This is a genomic window from Roseovarius sp., assembly GCF_040219995.1.
GTDB lineage: Bacteria > Pseudomonadota > Alphaproteobacteria > Rhodobacterales > Rhodobacteraceae > Roseovarius.
Map to the genome: position 1 here is coordinate 14,570 of NZ_JAVJUC010000024.1, position 17,942 is coordinate 32,511.

Sequence of the window (17,942 nt, forward strand, 5' to 3'; positions counted from 1 at the left end):
CGGGCGGCGTGGGATGTGTGGCTATCGCCGAGAACCGGATCAATGAATCGAAGGAGAGTAGTCGTAACTTGCTCGGGAGCCTCATCGGCGTTCGCCTCTTCGTTGGGACGTTGCTCTGTCATGGCGCGGTCGCGGAGATTGGGTGCTCGCGTGAGCGTGCAGCCTGCGTCGCTCAGCCGGGAATGATCCATTCAGCTTGCGGCACCAAGATGGTCATCACAGTGAATCAGTATTTTGATTGCGGATTTGATATTGATCAAAGACCGGCACTTTTTCGGCGCGTTTATTGATGGGTGTGGTGCCGACACTCGGGCGCTTTTTGCCCCATGGGTTGCGGAACGCACAGCTGTGTCCGCAAGACTGAGTGCGATTGCGTGACAAGCGAACGGAATGCCAATCCGCGCAGGATGGAGAACACGATGACGACGATTACAGCCATGAGCGACGAGTCTCGGGCACGATGCCTGTGTCCGGTGCCATCGTGAGGCCTGTGGGGATGCGGCTTGCGCGCGTGACCGCGGAGGGACGCGGGGCGAAGGATCGCCTTTTGGCGACGGTCGTGGAGCGGTTGCATGCGGAAGGCTTGCGGATCGCAGGCGCCGTGCGCGCGGTCGCGCCGGGTGCAGAGGCTGGCCATTGCGACAGTGCGTTGCGGCTGCTGCCGGAGGGTCCCGTTGTCGATATCACGCAGAATCTGGGGACCGGGTCGGCGGCGTGCCGGATGGACTCCGGAGCGCTTGAGCTGGCTGTGGCGGGGGCCACGGAACGGTTGAAGACGCAGGGGGCCGACCTCGTGGTGGTCAACAAATTCGGGATAAGCGAGGCGGAGGGACGTGGGTTCCGAACGCTGATCGCCGAGGCGCTCGGGCGCCACTTGCCGGTTCTGATCGGTGTGTCCGATGTGCACCGCGAAGCCTTTGACCGTTTTGCGGGTGGCATGGCCGTCGCGCTGCCTGCGGATGAAGACGCTGTTCTGGCCTGGTGTCTGGACGCGATACCGACGTCGGATCGGGACATGGGCGGTTGCAGTGTGTCGGGGCCGCATCACGCCTGATGAAAGGCCGCAGATCACGAAAGGAGACTAAAATGACCGAACTGGATGAGTATAGCGCCGCCAAGGCCCCAACGGCAAAGTTGGTTTCACATATCCTGTCGCGTTACCATGAGACGCATCGGCGTGAACTGCCCGAATTGATCGCGCTCGCCCGAAAGGTCGAAACATCCCACGCTACCGATCCAAACACGCCGCACGGTCTGACGCAGACGCTCGAGGCGATGATTGCGGATCTGGACGCGCATATGCGCCGGGAAGAGGCGGATCTGTTTGCCGCGATCAAGGCCGGGAGCGTGTCGGCGGATGGCTCTATTGCCAGTCTGCGTAACGACCATGACGGGCACGAAGCAACAGTCAACCGCATCGCGGCGATCACACATGGCTTCCGGCTGCCCGATTATGCCTGTCGCGCCTGGGCCCGGCTTTATGCCGGGCTGGGCAAGCTGGTCGAGGACCTCGACGAGCACAGGTATCTTGAAGAGCGTGTGCTCTTTCCGCGCCTCGAGGCCGGGCAATGAGCGCGCCTGGCACATATGCGCCGCGTCCCGCGATGCTTGGTGGCGGCCTTCTGTCGCGCCTCGCCTGTGGTGCGGTGCAGCCGGTCCTGTCGCGCGTTGTGCGCCGCATCGCCGCGCGGCACCCGTCGCTTTTCGCGCGGCTTGGGGCCCATCAGGGCACCGATTTCCTGATCGACCCGGTCGATTTGCCCTTTGCCCTGCATCTGCGCCCGGACCCGGAGGCGCTGCTGTTCCGGGCTGTGCCGCGCGATGCCGCGCCGCAGGCAGGCGCCACCATCCGGGGGCGATTCATGCTGCTGCTGGAACTGGTCGATTCCGAGGAAGACGGCGACGCCGCCTTCTTCTCGCGCGATCTCGAGGTGACCGGCGATACCGAGGCGGTGGTGCGGCTGCGCAACGCGCTCGATGATGTCGAGGGCTCTATCGCCGAGGAGACGGCGGCGATGTTCGGCCCGCCCGGTCGCGCCATCCTCGGGCGGCTCAGGCGCGCCTATTCCAATGACATGAACGCACAGGAGGTCGCATGAGCCTTGCCGAACTGATCTGCCCCGCGGGCACCCCCGCAGCACTCCGCACTGCCGTCGATGCGGGCGCAGACGCGGTCTATTGCGGTTTTCAGAATGCCACCAACGCGCGCAATTTTCCGGGACTGAACTTCACCCCCGACGAGCTGGCCGAGGCGGTGGCTTACGCCCATGCACGCGGCACCAAGGTGCTGCTGGCGCTCAACACCTACCCGCCGGCGGGCAAGGTCGATCTCTGGCGGCAGGCGGCGGATCTGGGCGTGCGGCTGGGGGTGGATGCCTTCATCGTGGCCGATATGGGCGTCGCCGATTATATCGCGCGCACCCACCCGCAGGCGCGGCTGCACCTTTCGGTTCAGGCGGCGGCCTCCTCCCCCGAGGCGATCCGCTATTACTGCGACCATTTCGGCGTGCGGCGCGTGGTGCTGCCGCGCATCCTGACGATCCCGGAAATTCGCCAGATCAAGCGCGAGATCCCCTGCGAGATCGAGACCTTCATTTTCGGCAATCACGGGCTGATGGTCGAGGGGCGATGCAGCCTCACGAACTATCTCACCGGGCAATCCACCAACATGGACGGCGTGTGCTCGCCTGCCTCGGATGTCGAATATGCCCGGCACGAAGACGGCGCGATGTCGTCGCGGCTTGCGGGCTTTACCATAGACCGTTTCGGTCCCGAGGAGAAGGCGGGCTATCCCACCATCTGCAAGGGCCGCTACACCGCGCCGCATCGGCCCGAGGGCTATTACGCCTTCGAGGAACCGGTAAGCCTCAATCTGTCGCGGCTGCTGCCCGAGTTGATCGACGCGGGCGTGCACGCGTTCAAGATCGAGGGGCGGCAGCGGTCGAAATCCTACGTGCGCGGCGTGGTGCGCGCATTCCGGGCGGCTGTGGACGATATCCGCGCGGGACGGCAGGCCAACATGGCCGATCTGGTCGCGCTGACCGAGGGGCAGAAACAGACGCAGGGCGCGTTCGAGACGAAGAAATGGCGGTGAGAGAGATGACGAAACTGACCCTTGGCCCGATCGCCTATCACTGGTCCGCCGAAACGCGGCGCGACTTCTACGCGCGCATCGCCGACGAGGCTCCGGTGGACGAGGTCTATCTGGGCGAGGTCATCTGCTCGAAGCGGGCACCGTTCCATGAGAGCGACCTGCCCGAGACCATCGAGCGGCTGGAGCGCGCGGGCAAGACGGTGATCGTCTCGACGCTGGCCGAGGTGATGCTGACGCGCGAGCGCAAGGCGACTGCGGATCTCGCGGCGATGGAGACCCCCGAGATCGAGGTGAACAACGCCGCAGGGCTTTTTGCGAGGGGCGCGCGTCCGCACCGAATCGGCCCGTTCATGAACGCCTATAACGAGGTCACGATCGCTTGGATGGCCGCACAGGGCGCGACGCATGTCTGCCTGCCTGCGGAAATGCCCGGCCCCGCGATTGCCGTGGCGGCGAGGGCCGCGTTCGATCTGGGAATCGGGGTCGAGGTGCAGGTATCCGGCCGCGCCTCGCTCGCGGTTTCGGCACGCTGCTACCATGCCCGCGCGCATGGCAGGACCAAGGATAACTGCCAGTTCGTCTGCGAGAAGGACGCCGACGGGATGCCCCTGCGCACCCGCGACGATGCCCCGATCCTGCGGGTGAACGGCATCCAGACCCAATCTGAGAGCTATCTGGGCCTGTTGCCTGAGACGCCCCGCCTCGTCGCCGATGGCGTGACGCATCTGCGGCTCATGCCGCAGGATGTCGACATGGTGGCCGTGGCGGGGGTATTTCGCGATATGCTCGATGGTGGTCTGCCGGTAGAGCAGGCTGATCATCGCCTTAGCCTGCTTAGCGGGGCCATGACCCTCAGCAACGGCTTTTACCACGGTGCGGCAGGCTACCGCCGGATCGCCATGGCGGCGAGGACCTGACGGCGCAAAGGAGAGGGTCAAATTGCGGCGGCGACGACTGAGCGCATGCGCTCCTGGAGGGCCCCCGCGATCCTGGCCTACGGCTTTCGCCCGCTCTTCTTCGGAGCGGTGTTCGCGGAGGCGTTCTGGCTGCCGATTTTGTCGGGGCTTGTGAGCTTGGCCTAACTGGATGGGCAGAGTTCCCACCAAAGCAGTTACTTTTTCGGCGATAAGTGCTGCGATTGTTCTGTTCCTGCAATTTCTAGAAGAAACCTACCACATCCCCCAGCAGAACACCCGTCATCGAGATATCCAAGGAACCTTCATCAATGTATTCGAACGCGGCACCGGTATCGATGGCGCTGTTTCCGCGGTCGATTCCTGAAAGATCGGTGTCTGACTCAAAAAATATCCAGCGCGGTTCGTGCTCGGTTTCAGCGCCAACCGCGAGCGACAGGACACTGAGGGCATCGTCGACAGTCACTTGGCCATCCTGATTTATATCGGCCGCGATGAAATCGATAGGATCGGCATCCCCAGAACCGGACGTAAGTCCAACCGCCAGACGCAGGACCGCAAGGGCATCGTCCACCCCGATTTGCCCATCCGTGGCTGAATCATAAGTGCGCATCGCGTCGAAATGGCCTGCCGCGCCGGCCTCGATCGGAAAATGAGTGATGCCGGAGGTGTCGGTTTGTCGTTCAGACGTCCCATTTGACGAGAAAACCACAGTCGTCGCATCCATGCCATGGCCCGCCCTGTCTATAATCTGAACGGCGACCTCCGCTTGGTCGTCGGCTACGACTTCCGGCAAGTTGTCCGTATCAACATCGGCGGTTTGGTTGAGATCGTCTTCCGACCCAGCCAAATCCTGGTTCATAAAGCGAATGATCGTGTCGTCATCGACCGTCTCGACACTCAGATGGCTCTGCTGAAAATCGCCCTGCAAGAAAATGGATGCATCGACAACGCCGTCTGAATTCGTGTCCAACTCGAGCAGAGATACATCTTCACGCAACTGCAGCGACACGGTGTCGATGACACTATCTGTGATGAAAATCATATCATCCGTCGAAAAATCAGTGATCGTGTCTCCATCCAACTCGCTCAGGTCGCCGACAAAAGAATCTGCACCGGAACCGCCGGTCAGCGTATCATTGCCTGTACCCCCCATAAGCCTGTCATCGCCTGCCCCGCCAGATAGGACGTCGTCCCCCCAGTCGCCTGCAAGCGTATCATTTCCGTCAAGGCCGTTCAGGGTATCATCGCCCCATCCTCCCTTGGCACGGTCGTTTCCGGCATCGCCCGAAACTACATCGTTTCCTTCGTGCCCATTGAGATTGTCATCACCAACGCCGCCCACGAGGGTGTCGTTCCCATGACCGCCGCGCAGTCGATCAGCCGCATCCGACCCCTCGACGTGCCGGGCATAGGGAGCGGTGACGTCGCTGCGGGGGCTGCCGGCCTCTTCGGCATCGACACCTTGAATATCCATGCGAACCACGGACCATGCCTGCATTGTAAGGAGAAACTCGTCAAACGCGTCGGCGGTCATCAGATCTGTAACCCGGGTTGTGCTTATCACCGGTTGTGCCAACCCATCGACACCTCCTGCACCGCCGTCCCAAAGTTCCGTCCAGGATACTCTGTAATAAACGGCATCAAGAGCGTCGATCCCGTCAAGATCGAGGGTCATTTGGTTCTCTGCACCGCTGCGCTCGGAAAACAGATAGACGAGGCTGTCACTGTCGGAATAACCGTGAACGGCAAACTCGCCCGCCACCTTGAAATCCAGAACCGGTGTCAACCCCGCGAGGCTCTCGCTCATCAGGGCAAAGCCTTCTCCGGCAATTGTCAGCGCCTCGGCGGAATTGTGCACCAATGTTCCGGAATTGCTAAGATTGAAAATCACAGGCCAGAAATTCGCCGCTGTCACACCATGCGTGACCATCTCGTATAACATTTCAATGTTCATCGAGACTTGCTGCAAGCCGCGATTGTTCGCCTCGTCGATGTCCCCGTTCTTGCGCGTGTTCCATTCGGTTATGTAGTAATCGAGATCGGGGAGCGTCGTATCGCGCCTCTCCAGTTCGACATTCCACAACTCGAGTTGATTGAAGCCGTATTGTTCGCCCGTGTTTACAACGTCAAACCCGCCATCGACGTAGTAGTGATCCACAACCCCGTCGATCGCGTTTGCCGCATCGGAAACGTCGAATTGAACGAGAGTCCCCCCGGACGTCTCAATCAGGACGTTTTCCTGCTCGAATGCCGCGATGATATCCCGCGCCTGTTCACGCGCTCTGCCCTGCGCGGGCACGGCCACTTCGGTCAGCCTGTCCGTCACGTCAGACGACAGTCCATCCAGTTCCGAAGTTTGGTAGACGAAATGTGTCATGGTGTCGACAAACACAGAGCTTTCGTTCTTCGGAGACATCATCCCTGCCGAGCTTGGCGTCTGAATAACGATATCGGGCTGATCTTCCGCTGTTATGCCCAGATTTTCGAACGTCGCCGCGATAACCTGCGACATCGCGGCCGCCAGTTGGCCGTATTCTGCGGCCGCCATCTGGCCAGATGCCCAGAATTCATTGCCGATCTCGATTGCTGCGATTTCGACACCCTCAGCCAGAGCAATTCCCGTTGCCTCGCCAATGAATTCTTCCACATCTTCGAGATAGTCCGCGCTGACCACGCGCTGACCGTAGTCACCTGTCAAAAGCGCGTCGCCCGCCGTTTGTGTGAACCCGCCGATTGTTGGAACGACAAGCGTGGCGCTTGTACCAAGCTCCGCCGCAAGTTCGACAAATTCTGTAAATGTGATCAAGGGGCGCTCATTGCCCTGGAAAGATCCTAGAGAGTTGTCGATGCTACCACCCGCAGCATCGGATATGTCGAAATACCATTCCGTAACGGAGCCTCCGGGAAAGCGCAGATTGGTAACCCCGAGTTCGCGATACCTTTCAAGCATCAGCTCATCATCCGTGGCCTCAACCGTTGTCAGGGCATTCAAACCGAACATATCCTCCGTTACAGTCGTACCTGAATTCTGGTCTGTCTGATCGTATACACGGGTCATGGCGAACTGGTCTCCTGAAATCAAAACGCGTCGCGTTTGTGTTCAGAGAGCATGTCCCATGCCATTTGCCGGCTTAGGTCGGGCGCTTGGAATTACGTGCTAAATCTTTTCCCATGTGCAGTTGCGTTTTGAGAACGTGTAAGCGCTCAACATGATTGCCGGAATTTCGCCACATTGTCTGAAGGTTATGAACCGGGCGGTGGGGGCACATGTCAGATCGACCGTGATCATCAGACCCCGGTCCTTGCGGGACAATCGGGGTCGCTGCTGTGCGGCTCTTGATGCGGGTCATTCACGACGCGTGCGATATCTCCATCAAATGTTCCCAGGTCAGGAAAGGCATGGGCCATCTGACAGCCGGACAGGCCGCGTCGGTATAGGTAAGGGTCTGTAGCCGGTTACGGCCCGTGGGCGTTCAGCACGGCGCGGATCCGCAAGGCGAGATCGTTGCGCCGCCACGGCTTGCTCAGAAGTTCCACGCCAGCGTCAAGCCGACCGTGATGAACAATCGCGTTGCGGGTATAGCCCGAGGTATAGAGCACCTTGAGGTCGGGGCGCTCGGCGCGCGCGTGTTCGTATAGCTCGCGGCCGTTCATGCCACCGGGCATCATCACATCCGTAAACAGAAGCACCACATCCGGGGCCGCGCGCAGCGCCGCCAGCGCCTCGGGTCCGCTGGCCGCCTCAGTGACCTTGTACCCAAGGGTCTGCAGTGTATCGCGCCCATGCGAACGGAGCGCTGCATCGTCCTCGACAAGCAGGATATGCTCGGTTCCGCCCCTGATGCCGCTATCAAGTGTGTCGCCGCTCTCCGGGGCTGCCGCCGCACTCGACCGCGGGAAGTAGAGACGGACAGTCGTGCCCTCGCCGAGTTCGGAATATAGCGAGACGTGACCGCCGGATTGTTTCACGAACCCCCACACCATGCTCAGCCCGAGCCCGCTGCCCTTGCCCGTGGTCTTGGTCGTCAGAAACGGCTCGAACGCGCGGGATCGGGTTTCGGCATCCATGCCAATCCCGGTATCGGAGACCGAGACCATCACGTATTCGCCGGGTTCGAGTTCCGCGTCGCGCCGCGCGTAAGTTTCATCAATCGTGGTATTGGCCGTCTCCAGCGTCAGCAAGCCGCCATCGGGCATGGCGTCACGGGCATTCAGGCAGAGGTTGAGCAAGGCGTTGTCGAACTGGCTGGGGTCGATTTCAACAGTGCCAAGTGCCGCCTGCGGGATAACCTTGATATCGATTTGGGCCGCAAGGGTCCGATGCAGAAAGCCCTCGAGCTCGGCCAGCTTGCGATTGAGGTCGATCACCTTCGGCGCCAATGGCTGACGCCGCGCGAAAGACAGCATCCGGTCGGTCAGTTCGGCACCACGCTCTGCGGCATGCAGGATCGCGTTGGCCATCTCGTGCGCGCTGCCCGACTCGTCAAAGTGGTCTTCCAGAAGCTCAGCATTGCCGATGATGATCGTCAGCAGATTGTTGAAATCATGGGCAAGTCCGCCAGTAAGCTGCCCGACGGATTCGAGCTTTTGCGAATGCCGAAGCTTATCCTCGAGTTGGCGTGTTTCGGTGATGTCAGTGAGACTGCCCAGCATACGGGTCGGGGCCCCGTCCCAGTCACGCATGAGAATCGCCCGGTCGAGCACCAGGGCCCACGACCCATCGGCACGGCAAACCCGGTATTCCAAGTTGCGTTTGCTGGCCTTGCCATCGAGAAATGCCTTGTTGGCGGCTTGTACGCGCTTCGCATCCTCAGGGTGCAGGTTCTTGCGCCAGAGCCACTTCGGGTTCTGAAGCGGCTTCGGCGCATGGCCAAAGGTCTTGACCAATCCTTCACTCCACCAGATCCGATCCTTGGCTATATCCCAGTCCCAGATCGCGGTACTGCTGGCGTTGGAAATCAGGCGGAACCTTTCTTCGCTCCTGCGCAAATCATTCTGTATGGACTTGCGGAGCGTGATATCGCGATAGACGGCGATCCAGTGGGTGATCTGCCCCTCTACATCATGGAGGGGGCGAATGCTGAGATCCTTCCAGAACTCAGTGCCATCCTTGCGGTAATTCAGGATCTCTGTCTCTATCCCCTCACCGCGTTCGAGTGCGGTGCGGATCCGGGCCCGCGTCGCACGGTTGGTCCCCGGCCCCTGCTGAATCCGGGGGGTCTGACCGATCGTTTCCTCGGCCGTAAAGCCCGTCACACGTTCGAACGCGCCGTTGACATACACAATACGCGGCCCGTCTGGCGGCTCGATATCGGCCTCCGTGATGACCAGGACGTCACCTTGCTGTGCGACCGCGGCCTCGAGCAGGCGCAGACGGTCTGTGCCAGCGCGTTCTTCGGTGATGTCACGGAAATAGCCGATCAGGCGTTGGGCCACCGGGTAAAGCCGGATGCGATACCACGCGTCATGGGGCGGGTAGAAATTCTCCAGGATTTGTGGCTCTCCAGACTCGACCGCCCGCTCGCAGGCGTGCTGAAATTCGGTATTCCTGGCCTCGGGGAATGCTTCCAAGATCGAGCGCCCTATCAGCTCGTCATGCGTCTTGCGCAGCATGTCGCAGGCGAAGGCATTGACGAAAGTGAACCGCCACTCGCTGTCGAGCACGTAGAACCCGTCGTTCATCTGCTCCAGCAGGCTGGACAGAAGCTCTGAGCGTTCTTCGGCCTCGCGCCGCATCTTCTCGAAACGGGTAATGTCCTGAAACGCGCCTTCGACCATTACGATCTGTCCGTCGGTGTCGTAAATCGGCTGGCCGGTCGCCCGGGCGATCACATGCCGACCACGCGCGCTGGTGATGTCAACGATCTCGTCGAACGGTACCCCTTCGTTGGCGCAGCGGTCGAACACCGTGCGGATATTGGTGCGAGAGGCCTCATCTGCATAAAACGCAATCGCCTGATCGAGACTGACCTGCCGTGTACCCGGGCTGTCGTGGATATGCGCAACTTCCGGTGACCATTCGCACATCCCGGCGGCGAGATCGACCCGCCAGCCACCAAATCCAGCGACCCGACCGGCAGTCCGCAACAACTCGCCGGATCTGCGTATCTCTTCTGTGGCGGCAGTCATCGTCGTGACATCCTGCACCACGCCGACCAGTTTCTGGCCGGTATCGGTCTGGACGACTTCGCCATAACCGCGCAGATACTTGATCTTGCCCCGCGACGACACGACCCGGTGTTCAAACCGCAATGTCTCCATCTCGCCGTTCCGCCAGGCCGCGAGCTTTTCCTCCATGCTATCGCGATCCTCGGGGTGAACGCGCGCCATGATTTCATCTATATCCGGCGTCGGGCCGCCTGGCTCCATGTCCAGAATCCGATAGACGTTTTCGGACCATGTCAGCATTTCGGTTGCGGTGTCGATCTCCCACCAACCGATATTGAGCAGCCGCTCAGCCGCGCGTTTGCGCGCTGTCAGTTCCTTGATGCGCGCCCTCGCTGCGCGTGTTTCCTGTCGGAGCAGCGCGGCCTCGGTCTCCAGCGCCAATGCGGATTCGGGCGCATCAGGCGCGGATGCTTCTGTGACGTCAAGGCGCAGGATGATCGCGGACAAGGCCCCTTCGGTGTCGCGCACGGGGATCGCGGTCGCATCGACCATCGCGCCCTCTTCCCGCCCCCCGTGCCCAAGCGAGATACCGCGCGCGTCCTGCGTCTGCACGGTCTCGCGTACATGATGCAGCAGGGTGCGCAGCGTGGCGATACCCTCACGCGCCGGTTGCGACTCGTCCGGCGGCAGAAGATCGAACAAGGCACGCCCGGTGACGGCGTCCTCATCGGCTGAGAGGAAGGCGCAGAAGGCATCGCTGGCGATCCGGACATGTTCGCCGTCGGGGCCGAGCAGCACGTGACGGCCCGGCAAGGCGGCGGCCATTGCCGCGAAATGCGCCTTGGCCTGCTCCGCCGCCGCAATCTGTCGCGCCAGATCGGCCTTGCAGCGCGCCCGCTCCGCCTTGAACGCGACCTGCTCGGTTACGTCGCGGAACTGGCCAAGCCGCGCCACACGGCCCTGCCACTCGATCGGGCACACCCGGACATCGACATGCAGCACCGTTCCGTCGCGGGTCAGATGGCGCCAGACGCCCAAATTTTGCAGGCCCGAAACGCGCCGCCGCGCCATTTCACGGACTGCGGGAATATCCTCTTGGGGTCGTAGATCCTGAATGGTCATGTTCAGGAATTCCGACCGGCTGTAGCCATAGCGCGCGAGTGCCGCGTCATTGACCTCGAGAATGCACAGTGTCTCGTGGTCGAAGATCCACATTGGATCCGGGCTGGCCTCGAAAAAAATCATTTACGATATCCCGTCGATCACATCGCGGCATCTTGCAGCCTATTCACTTGTGCAGCAACGCCTCTTTGCGCGTTGCACAGGGTCGTCATTCTGCACATGCGTTCACCGCATCTCTGCGCGTCTCGCAGCAGGGCATGCTAGCCCAACGGGCTTGCGAAGTCTCGTCTAACGCGCATCACTTGCAAACCGGATACAACCAAGGCCCTTCCGGCCCCATGGGCGAAACCGGCTGATGAGGGTCGAAACGCGTGTCCACCTTGTCGCGTTTGTCAGCCAGTTCAGCCATCGTGCCGGGCTCAGCTTGCGAGGCGCGCAAGGGCCGCATACGCATCCGGTCTGATCGGAGCCCGTGAGGCGTCGTGGCGGGAACCCATCGGGGTCAGTACCGTTTTGGCGGATTGCTTCGGATCGGTCGCACTTTTCGGACGCACGCGGAACCGATACCCAATGCCGTAAACAGACTGGATCCCGTCAAAATTAGGATCGAGGTCCCGGAATTTCGCACGGATACGTTTCATGTGGCTATCGATCGTCCGCTCATCGACGTGAATGTTGTCTGCATACGCTTGATCAATCAGGCTGCTACGGCTCTGGACGACACCGGGACGCTGAATCAGCGCGGCCAGGAGAGACATTTCTTTGCATGTGACGTCCAGTTCCTGTCCGCGCCACTTCACGTTGTGAGCATCGATATCCAAGTCTAGATGATCATGGCTCAGAACGCGGCGTCGCTCCACGTCCTGCTGACAGTGGTTTGCAGTCAATCCGATCTTGAGCCCGTGCAAAATCCGCGCCGCGATCAACTCGCAACTGGCACCGCCGTCCAGAAAGGCAGACACTCCCAATTGCAGAGCCGCGAGCTCCTCGGCCTCGTCATGGTTTTCTGATATAACAATGACAGGAACCTTCCTGTTTTGAAGAAGGGCTTTGCAGAGTGCCTGCGTGTTGTCGCTGTTATCTGAAGTCGCCACGATGATGCCGATTGGTGCGAGCCGGTTGGCCTCCATTGCGCATTGCTCTTCTGATGAGACTCTGAATACGTTTATATCGCTCCTGAACAAGGTATCTGCGATCTTGCAGGAAAGCTTAAAACTGTGATCCAGTAGTAATACGGTATTCATGTCGACCCCCAAAGTCTGGTTTCGGATGAGTCACATTTAGGCCGCAATCATGCCTGCGGTTTGCACCGCGCTTTCAAGTTTGTGCAATTCTTTGTCTGGTTGCTCAGGTCTGTGTAATGGCGCAGGTGTGGCGAGCACCTGGCCTTACCCGATTTGACGTCAACACTAAAATGCCGGAACCCGCGCCGCTTCATGGAATGGCGTGGACCTCGGATCCCGCATCAATGCCCCTGCCGCAGAGCGATATGGCCGCGGACTCAGACCGCGAGGTCGGTCCTTGTCGGGGCGATGTCTGTCCTGCACGGTTAACGTCTCCAGTTTTGGTGTCAGTTCTGATCGAAAAACAAGCCAAAGTTCGCACATTCAAGCATGCCCAAAAACCGGGGCGGAAGCGTGGCTGAACAATGACAATGCATATGATTTCGCGGCTGGATCTGAATTGGGTGACATAGCCGCGGTTGGCGACAGATCGATAGCGGGAAATTTTTTACGTGTGAACCTGGCTCACCACTTGAACAAGTCAGCTGAAAGAATAAATAAAAATCTTGTTAAAGTTGTTATGAGCTCGTCGTGCGAGCATATTCGAACCGCCCTTGACGTTGGTTTCCGCAACAATAGGGTGAAAAAGCATACTGGAAAACTTGCAGAAAGACCTTGATGACCCATCTGACAATCGTCTTAGATGACGAGTTGGAAATAACGCGGATCTTGGATAAAGCGCTTCGCGAGGAAGGCTTCGAGGTCATTTGCTGCCACAGCATGCAGTCCTTCAAGGAAAAATTTGAAGAGAACGCGGCCGATCTTGCTTTTGTCGACCTCGGTTTACCTGACGGCAACGGACTCGAGGTCGCCCGCTGGGTCAAGGAAGAGTCCGATGCCGGCGTCATCATCCTGACAGGTCGCGGAGACGAGATCGACCGGGTCCTCGGGCTCGAACTCGGTGCCGACGACTACATCGTAAAGCCGTTCGGGATCAGAGAGCTGAGAGCGCGGGCAAAGGCCGTCCTGCGGCGTGTACTGGCGGCGCGCCAGCCGGTTCAGGATACGCCCGCGCCCGCGAGCAACAACGTGCAGGTTTTGCACGGGCTGACGATTTCATATGAATCGCGGGTCGTCCGGGATGAATCTGGCCAGGAAATCGAGCTGACGACGCTTGAATTCGACGTTCTTTGCGTCCTCGCCGCTCGTCCTAATCGGGTATTCTCACGCGATCAGATCATGGATAATGTCAGGGGGCCCGACTGGGCCGCATATGATCGCTCGGTCGACGGATTGATCAGCCGGTTACGGCGAAAATTGTTCACGGATGGCAGCGGTACGAATAAGATCAAGACCATCCGCGGAGTTGGTTATATGCTTGTCGGCGACAGGTAAGGTGTCATGACGGCACATCGGAGCGGGTAAATTTCAACCCGACAAGGGGTCGCTCGAGGCTATCGCGCTCACCAAGTGACCGACGCCGCAAAAGATGGAGGACGCCATGACAAAAGCTCCTGTGCTGTCCCGCGCGGTGCTTGACGCGTACAACCACCTATCGCTCCCCGTCTGGCTGTTCTCGACCGAGAGCCTCCGGATCGTGTTCGCGAACGACGCCGCGCAGGACTGGTTGGGCTATGCTGCGCACGAATTGCAATCCATGACCATAGCGGACCTGCGGCCTTACGGCGAGCGGCGCAGAATTATCGATCAGGTTCGTCAGTTCGATGGGCTCACAAGCGATGCGGGAACCTGGACGATCATCGGAAAATCGGGAACACGATTCGCCGCGTCGTTCAGCTGGAGAAAGGTCACGCTTGACGGGGACGAGGCGGTCGTGGCGAGCATTCGTGACGTCACGCGGGTCAAGCACGCGGAAACCTGGGCGAAAGCTCTGAGCATAGAAAACAGGGAGCTTGACCGAAAAGCGCGCTTGTCAGCCGAACATCTGGCGCGGCTCTTCGATGGATTGCCGGGAAAGATGCTTGTTCTGACGCCCGGCGACTACAGGATCGTCGCAGCCACGGACGAATACGCGAAAGCCGTGATGCTGAGCCGCGAGTCACTTCTTGACCAGCACTTGCTCGAGCTCTTCCCGGATGATCCCTCCGAGCCCGAGGCGGACGGGGAGCGCAACGTTCTTGCGTCTCTGCAGCGTGTCGAATCTCTGGCCGTGACCGATGTAATGAACTTGCAGCGTTATCCGGTGCGCCAGCCTGACGGCACCTTTCAGGAGCGTTTCTGGCTGCCGCGCAACAAACCCGTGCTCGATGCGGACGGGCATATCATCTACATCATCCACCGGGTCGAAGACGTGACCGGCGTTTTGAGCGGGGCGGACCTTGAGGCTGGAAATGCGTCGGAAGCAAACGAGATTGACCTGCCGCGACTGGCAGATACGCGCGCCGTCCTGTACGCTCTTCAGGAACGCGAAACACGGCTGAAAACCGCCGAAAGGCTGCTCAGCCTCGGGTCATGGGAGTATGATTTTCAGAGCGGAGCGCTCAATTGGTCTGCACGGGTCTTCGACATTTACGGGGTACCGCACGAGCAGCCGCCCCCTGATTTAGACGGCTACGTGGCTCTCGTCCACCCGGACGACCGCGAGCAGATGGTGGACAACTACACCCGCTTTTTCGAGAGCGGCGCGCCGGACTTCGAGTTTCAGCACCGGATCATCGGGCAGGACGGCGGGATCACGCATGTGCGCGGGGTGGGTGCGCGGCATACCACGGAAGACCGGGAGATTGCCATCGGCTTCGTGCAGGACATTACCTCGATCAAACAGGCCGAAGAGGAACTGTTGCGCGAGGCCCGGCGGCGCAGGCTCGCGGGGCGTCTGGTCAGTCTTGGCAGTTGGCGTGTCGATATCGGGGACACCCACGTCACGTGGTCCGAGGAAACCGCCGCCATTCACGACGAGCCCGATGGCACGTCACCGACGCTTGAGGACGGGATAAACTATTACGTTCCAGAACACCGGGAGCGCATCCGCACACGCTTTGACGCCTGTGTCAGTGAGGGCGCGCCGTTTGACGAGATCGTGCAGATCGTAACCGCCAAGGGGCGGCGGGTCTGGGTGCGCACCGTCGGCGAGCCGATCCGAGATGACACAGGACAGATCGTCGCCGTCAAGGGCGCATTCCAGGATATCACCGACCTGATCGCCGCGCGAGACGAAGCTGCAGACCTGTCCGCACGGTTGCAAAGAACGCTGGAAGGCATGAGTGACGCCTTTTTTCTGCTGGATGACGACTGGAACTTTGCGTTCGTCAATTCCCAGGCCGAATCCTTGCTGCAACGCACAAAGGAGGACCTGATCGGCAGGAATATCTGGGACGTGTTTCCCGAGGCAGCCGGCACCATTTTTCAGCATGAGTACGAACGTGCCGTCTCCGAGGGCTGCCCCGTCCAGTTCAGAGAGTCGTTTCCTCCGCTCGACGCGTGGTTCGAGGTCAGCGCCGATCCCACACCGGCGGGGCTGGCCGTTTATTTCGAGGATATAACCGGACAACGCGCCCGCGACATGCAACTACGCCTGCTCGAATCGGCGGTGTCCCGGCAAAACGACATCCTGCTGATCACCGAGGCCGAGCCAATCGACGCGCCCGGCGGCCCCAGGATCGTCTATGTCAACGATGCCTTTGAGCGGCGCACGGGATATTCGTGCGAAGAGGTGATCGGCCAGACCCCGCGTATCCTGCAAGGCCCGAAAACCCAACGAGACGAGTTGGATCGTATCCGCGAGGCCCTGGAGAGGTGGCAGCCCGTGAGATCCGAACTCATCAACTACACCAAATCGGGAGAAGAATTCTGGATTGAACTGGATATCGTGCCGATTGCCGATGACTCAGGCAGGTTCACGCATTGGGTGGCCATCGAGCGGGACATCACCGCCCGAAAAAAGAGCGAGGAGGTTCTGCAAGCCAACGAGGAACGTTTCCGCCTTGTGACCAAGGCTGTGGGCACCGCCATCTGGGACTGGAACGTGGAAAACAATCAGCACTGGTGGAGCGAGGGCCTGCAAGATATTTTCGGGCATGCCGCAGACCCGTCCGGAGCGATCCCGACAATCTGGCGCCAACACCTGCATCCCGATGACGCGGCACGGGTCGATGCGGCCACCAAACGCCTGATTTCTGGTCAGGATACTATCCTGCACGAACAATATCGCCTCCGGCGCGCCGACGGAAGCTGGGCCTTCGTCGAGGACAAGGCCTTTGCCCTGCATGACGACGAGGGCAAAGTGCTGCGTGTTCTCGGCTCGATGACCGATGTGACCGAGCAACGGCATCTCGAAGACCGGCTGCGCCAGGCCCAGAAGATGGAGACCGTCGGCCAACTGACGGGCGGCGTGGCGCATGATTTCAATAATCTGCTGACGATCATCCTGGGCAATTCGGAACTGCTGGAAGAGGATCTCGAAGATCGGCCGGATTTGCGCAGCATGGCCAGGATGACCGCTGACGCCGCCGAACGGGGGTCTGAACTGACCCAGCGGTTGCTGGCCTTCTCGCGAAAGCAGGTGCTGGAACCCAAGATCATTGATGTCGCGCAGCTGATCCAGGGAATGGATGGCCTGTTGCGACGCACGCTGCGCAAGAATATCGACATAGAAATTATCCGCGCAGGCGGGTTGTGGCAGATCGAGGTTGATGCAGCCCAAGTGGAATCGGCGATTCTCAATCTCTGTGTGAATGCACGCGATGCGATGCCCAACGGGGGCTACCTGACCATCGAAGTGGCCAATGCCATGCTCGATGGCGATTACGTGGCACTGGAGCCGGACGTTAGGCCGGGCCAATATGTCGTTATCACCGTCACCGATACGGGCCATGGAATTCCAGCTGATATTGGAAACCGCGTGTTTGAGCCGTTCTTCACCACCAAGGACACCGGCAAAGGGTCGGGGCTGGGGCTCAGCATGGTCTTCGGCTTTGTCAAACAATCCGGCGGCCATATCCGTATTTACTCGGAGATGCACAAGGGCACCGCGGTCAAGATGTATTTCCCGCGCTCTAACGCCAAGCCGGAACGCATCGTGACCGAACAGACACGTCGCAGGATCACCGGCGGCACCGAGACGATCCTGGTCGTCGAAGACGATGGCGCCGTGCGCAAATATGTCACCACGCAACTCAGCGGCCTGGGCTATCACGTTCTGGAAGCAGCAAGCGGGGCCGAAGCAATGGACGTCCTGACACGCACGCCTGTCGACCTGTTGTTCACCGACGTCGTGATGCCCGGCACCATGGGGGGCCGCGAACTCGGTGCGGCAGCGCGCGAGGTGTACCCCGGCCTCAGGATTCTCTTCACATCCGGCTATACTGAAAACTCGATTGTCCACCATGGCAGGCTGGATCAGGGGGTCAGGCTCCTGAGCAAGCCCTACCGCCGGGAGTTGCTGGCCAAGAAAATACGTGAGGCTCTCGATGACGCAGGGCCCGAGGTGCCCGGCGCTGACTGATCTCGAACTGCGAT

The 17,942-nt window shown here is 60.2% G+C and carries 11 protein-coding genes; 8 read left to right on the forward strand and 3 right to left on the reverse strand.

Going from position 1 to position 17,942, the window contains the following annotated elements; translation table 11 throughout:
- Positions 1 to 17: 17 nt before the first annotated feature.
- The 6 genes from RID11_RS11835 (at position 18) to ubiV (ending at position 4,011) form a co-directional block, all read left to right on the forward strand.
- Complete coding sequence (locus tag RID11_RS11835) at positions 18 to 290, forward strand: hypothetical protein (RefSeq protein ID WP_350139292.1); 273 nt, start codon at positions 18 to 20, stop codon at positions 288 to 290.
- 206 nt (positions 291 to 496) lie between these two features.
- Complete coding sequence (locus RID11_RS11840; RefSeq protein WP_350139295.1) at positions 497 to 1,054, forward strand: DUF2478 domain-containing protein; 558 nt, start codon at positions 497 to 499, stop codon at positions 1,052 to 1,054.
- A gap of 32 nt (positions 1,055 to 1,086) precedes the next feature.
- Entirely contained in the window at positions 1,087 to 1,572 is a 486-nt protein-coding gene (locus tag RID11_RS11845) for a hemerythrin domain-containing protein (RefSeq protein ID WP_350139297.1), read from the forward strand.
- On the forward strand, positions 1,569 to 2,099 hold the full coding sequence (gene ubiT, locus RID11_RS11850; protein ID WP_350139300.1) for a ubiquinone anaerobic biosynthesis accessory factor UbiT: 531 nt from the start codon (positions 1,569 to 1,571) through the stop codon (positions 2,097 to 2,099). Before RID11_RS11845 ends, ubiT begins: the two co-directional genes overlap by 4 nt.
- Entirely contained in the window at positions 2,096 to 3,094 is a 999-nt protein-coding gene (gene ubiU, locus RID11_RS11855) for a ubiquinone anaerobic biosynthesis protein UbiU (RefSeq protein WP_350139303.1), read from the forward strand. Before ubiT ends, ubiU begins: the two co-directional genes overlap by 4 nt.
- 5 nt (positions 3,095 to 3,099) lie before the next feature.
- Positions 3,100 to 4,011, forward strand: a complete 912-nt coding sequence (gene ubiV, locus RID11_RS11860) for a ubiquinone anaerobic biosynthesis protein UbiV (RefSeq protein ID WP_350139305.1) — start codon at positions 3,100 to 3,102, stop codon at positions 4,009 to 4,011.
- Between the two features lie 241 nt (positions 4,012 to 4,252).
- Here the strand turns inward: ubiV and RID11_RS11865 are convergent, their stop codons facing one another.
- The 3 genes from RID11_RS11865 to RID11_RS11875 form a co-directional block, all read right to left on the reverse strand.
- Positions 4,253 to 7,069 carry a hypothetical protein gene (locus RID11_RS11865; RefSeq protein ID WP_350139307.1) on the reverse strand — a complete coding sequence of 939 codons (2,817 nt, stop codon included), beginning with the start codon at positions 7,067 to 7,069 and terminating at the stop codon, positions 4,253 to 4,255.
- Between the two features lie 398 nt (positions 7,070 to 7,467).
- Positions 7,468 to 11,364: a PAS domain S-box protein gene (locus RID11_RS11870; RefSeq protein WP_350139310.1), complete on the reverse strand. Its 3,897-nt coding sequence runs from the start codon at positions 11,362 to 11,364 to the stop codon at positions 7,468 to 7,470.
- Positions 11,365 to 11,660: 296 nt separating this feature from the next.
- Positions 11,661 to 12,485, reverse strand: coding sequence for a winged helix-turn-helix domain-containing protein (locus RID11_RS11875; protein ID WP_350139313.1), 825 nt, complete (start codon positions 12,483 to 12,485; stop codon positions 11,661 to 11,663).
- A gap of 657 nt (positions 12,486 to 13,142) precedes the next feature.
- Here RID11_RS11875 and RID11_RS11880 point away from each other — a divergent pair.
- A complete protein-coding gene (locus RID11_RS11880) occupies positions 13,143 to 13,859 on the forward strand; it encodes a response regulator transcription factor (protein WP_350139315.1) in 717 nt (238 codons plus the stop codon).
- Positions 13,860 to 13,965: 106 nt separating this feature from the next.
- The gene (locus tag RID11_RS11885) at positions 13,966 to 17,928 is read left to right on the forward strand and encodes a hybrid sensor histidine kinase/response regulator (RefSeq protein ID WP_350139317.1); all 3,963 of its coding nucleotides are present in this window, start codon (positions 13,966 to 13,968) and stop codon (positions 17,926 to 17,928) included.
- Positions 17,929 to 17,942 lie beyond the last annotated feature (14 nt).

What these genes read in the sequence shown, in the direction of transcription:
- RID11_RS11840 (WP_350139295.1), top strand. Translation starts at nt 497, where the DNA reads ATGCGGCTTGCGCGCGTGACCGCGGAGGGACGCGGGGCGAAGGATCGC.
- RID11_RS11845 (WP_350139297.1), top strand. Translation starts at nt 1,087, where the DNA reads ATGACCGAACTGGATGAGTATAGCGCCGCCAAGGCCCCAACGGCAAAG.
- ubiT (WP_350139300.1), top strand. Translation starts at nt 1,569, where the DNA reads ATGAGCGCGCCTGGCACATATGCGCCGCGTCCCGCGATGCTTGGTGGC.
- ubiU (WP_350139303.1), top strand. Translation starts at nt 2,096, where the DNA reads ATGAGCCTTGCCGAACTGATCTGCCCCGCGGGCACCCCCGCAGCACTC.
- ubiV (WP_350139305.1), top strand. Translation starts at nt 3,100, where the DNA reads ATGACGAAACTGACCCTTGGCCCGATCGCCTATCACTGGTCCGCCGAA.
- RID11_RS11865 (WP_350139307.1), bottom strand. Translation starts at nt 7,069, where the DNA reads ATGACCCGTGTATACGATCAGACAGACCAGAATTCAGGTACGACTGTA.
- RID11_RS11870 (WP_350139310.1), bottom strand. Translation starts at nt 11,364, where the DNA reads ATGATTTTTTTCGAGGCCAGCCCGGATCCAATGTGGATCTTCGACCAC.
- RID11_RS11875 (WP_350139313.1), bottom strand. Translation starts at nt 12,485, where the DNA reads ATGAATACCGTATTACTACTGGATCACAGTTTTAAGCTTTCCTGCAAG.
- RID11_RS11880 (WP_350139315.1), top strand. Translation starts at nt 13,143, where the DNA reads ATGACCCATCTGACAATCGTCTTAGATGACGAGTTGGAAATAACGCGG.
- RID11_RS11885 (WP_350139317.1), top strand. Translation starts at nt 13,966, where the DNA reads ATGACAAAAGCTCCTGTGCTGTCCCGCGCGGTGCTTGACGCGTACAAC.